Annotated in this window: 3 protein-coding genes; all 3 read left to right on the forward strand. The window is 75.1% G+C overall.

Going from position 1 to position 2,536, the window contains the following annotated elements; genetic code table 11:
- Positions 1-276 precede the first annotated feature (276 nt).
- Complete coding sequence (locus VR45_RS23770) at positions 277-1,788, forward strand: SulP family inorganic anion transporter (protein WP_045941860.1); 1,512 nt, start codon at positions 277-279, stop codon at positions 1,786-1,788.
- A gap of 121 nt (positions 1,789-1,909) precedes the next feature.
- Positions 1,910-2,206 carry an MTH1187 family thiamine-binding protein gene (locus VR45_RS23775; RefSeq protein WP_043474479.1) on the forward strand — a complete coding sequence of 99 codons (297 nt, stop codon included), beginning with the start codon at positions 1,910-1,912 and terminating at the stop codon, positions 2,204-2,206.
- Positions 2,207-2,325: 119 nt separating this feature from the next.
- The coding region (locus VR45_RS23780) for a helix-turn-helix domain-containing protein (RefSeq protein WP_045941861.1) at positions 2,326-2,536 on the forward strand (211 nt) is incomplete at its 3' end.

A 2,536-nucleotide genomic window follows, 5' to 3' on the forward strand; every position in this document is an offset into this window, starting at 1 on the left:
CACCAGCAGCACACCGCAGCAACGCACCCGCTGCCGATGCGTCGCCCGCGACGCGCCGCCCCGCCGGGTGCGCGGAAGGAAGCTCCCCATGCCTCGACGATGTGCCCTGCCCACCTGTCCCGCCGCCGTCCCCGCTCCGCCTGCTCTCCTTCGGGCGGTGCGCCGGTGAACGGTCTGCCCCGACGGCGGAAGAGCCCGCCCGCCGCCCCGCACTCCCGTCCCCGCCTTGGCTCCCGTCCCCGTCCCCGCCTTGGCTCCCGTTCCCGGCGCGGCCCGGTGGCCGTGCTGCGCGCCGTGCCCTGGCGGTACGACCTCCCCGCCTCCCTGGTCGTCTTCCTGGTCGCCCTCCCGCTCTGCGTCGGCGTCGCCGTCGCCTCGGGGGTGCCCGCCGAACTCGGCCTGGTCACCGGCATCGTCGGCGGCCTGCTGGTCGGCGCGCTGCCCGGCAGCAGCCTCCAGGTCAGCGGCCCGGCCGCCGGTCTGACCGTGCTCGTCCACGAAGCCGTCCAGGAGTACGGCGCGGGCGCCCTCGGCGTCCTGGTGCTGCTCACCGGCCTGCTCCAACTCGCCATGGGAGCCCTGCGGTTGGGCCGCTGGTTCCGCGCCATGTCGGCGTCCGTGGTGCACGGCATGCTGGCCGGCATCGGCCTCACCCTGCTGCTCGGCCAGCTCTACGCGCTCGCCGACCGCCGGGCCCCCGGCACCGGACCGGAGAAGATCGCGGGCCTGCCCGCACTGCTGCGCGACGCCGTCACCGGGGCCGCCGACCGCGGCGCCCTGGCACTCGGGGTCGCCACCCTGCTGGTGCTGGTCGCCTGGAAGTACCTGCCGCCCCGGCTCGCCCGGGCCGTGCCCGGCCCGCTGGCCGCGGTCGGCCTGGCCGCCGCCGTCACCGCCCTGTTCGACCTGCCGGTGGCCCGGGTCGAGGTGGCCGGGCTGCTCGACGTCGTCCAACTGCCCGACCGTGCCGCGCTCGGCGCGCTGGCCACCACGGCCGGCGTCGGCACCGTCCTCGCCTTCACCCTGATCGCCTCCGCCGAGACGCTGTTCAGCGCGGCCGCCGTCGACCGGATGCACCACGGCCCGCGCACCGACTACGACCGCGAACTCACCGCCCAGGGCATCGGCAACGCCCTCTGCGGCCTGCTCGGCGCGCTCCCGATGACGGCGGTGATCGTCCGCAGCGCGACCAACGTCCAGGCCGGCGCCCGCACCAAGGCCTCGCGCGTCCTCCATGGCGGCTGGCTGCTGCTCTTCACGGCCCTGCTGCCGGGCGCGCTCGGCCTGGTCCCGCTGACCGCGCTGGCCGCCGTCCTGGTGCACGCGGGCGCCAAGCTCGTCCCGGTCCGGCGGATCGCCGCGCTCTGCCGCGAACACCGGGGGGAGGCGGCGGTGCTGGCCGCGACCGCCGTCTCGATCATCGCCACCGACCTGTTCGAGGGCGTGCTGATCGGCATCGGCCTGGCCGTCGCCAAGTCGGCCTGGCAGACCTCCCACCTGCAGATCGGCGTCGAGGAGCGGCCCGCCGCGCCCGGCGCGGAGGAGGCCCCGCTGCGGGTCGCCCCGCTGCGGGTCCGGCTGAGCGGCAATGCCACCTTCCTGCGGCTGCCCCGGCTGCTCGACACCCTCGAACGCCTCCCCGCGGACCGCCCGGTCGAGCTCGACTGGTCCGGGCTGCGCCACCTGGACCACGCCTGCACCGTGGCGCTCACCACCTGGGCGGCCCAGCACCGCGCCCGCAGTACCGCCCCGCTGGCGGTCGACCCGCCGCTGCCGACCGTGGTCTGAGCGGCTCGTTAGGCTGGCCGCCCGGCGGTGGCCGGGGCCCGACCCGGGCCTCGGGGCTGTTCGGGGCTCGGGGTCGTCCGGGCCTCGGGGTCGTCCGGGAATCGTGGGAGGAGACGGAGCCGTGATCGCTGCTTTTTCGGTCACCCCGCTGGGGGTCGGCGAGGACGTGGGGGAGGCGGTGGCCGCCGCCGTCCGGGTGGTCCGCGCGAGCGGGCTGCCGAACCGCACGGACGCGATGTTCACCAGCATCGAGGGGGAGTGGGACGAGGTGATGCCGGTGATCCGGGAGGCGATCGAGGCGGTGAAGGCCTACAGCAGCCGGGTCAGCACCGTCATCAAGATCGACGACCGCGCCGGGGTGACCGACGGACTGACCAGCAAGGTCGCCACCGTGGAGCGCCACCTCGCCGAGGGCTGAGGCCCGGGGTCGGCCCGTCCCTCCCGGGGGCGGGCCGGCCGCCTTCCCTTCTTCCGTTCTCTCCTTCTTCCCTTCTCTCTTTCTTGACCGATCGATCTGGAATCGACTACCTTTCAGCTATGGCACGGACCAAGGAATTCGACCCCGACGCGGCGCTCCAGTCGGCCCTGGAGCTGTTCTGGCGGCGCGGCTACGAGGCCACCTCGATGGCCGAGCTGGTCGAGCACCTCGGGATCGCCCGGGCCAGCATCTACGCCACCTTCGGCAGCAAGCGGGAGCTCTACCTGCGGGCGCTGGAGCGGTACGGCCAGCAACAGCAGCCGGTGCTGC

This window comes from Streptomyces sp. NRRL S-495 (genome assembly GCF_000966955.1).
Lineage (GTDB): Bacteria > Actinomycetota > Actinomycetes > Streptomycetales > Streptomycetaceae > Kitasatospora > Kitasatospora purpeofusca.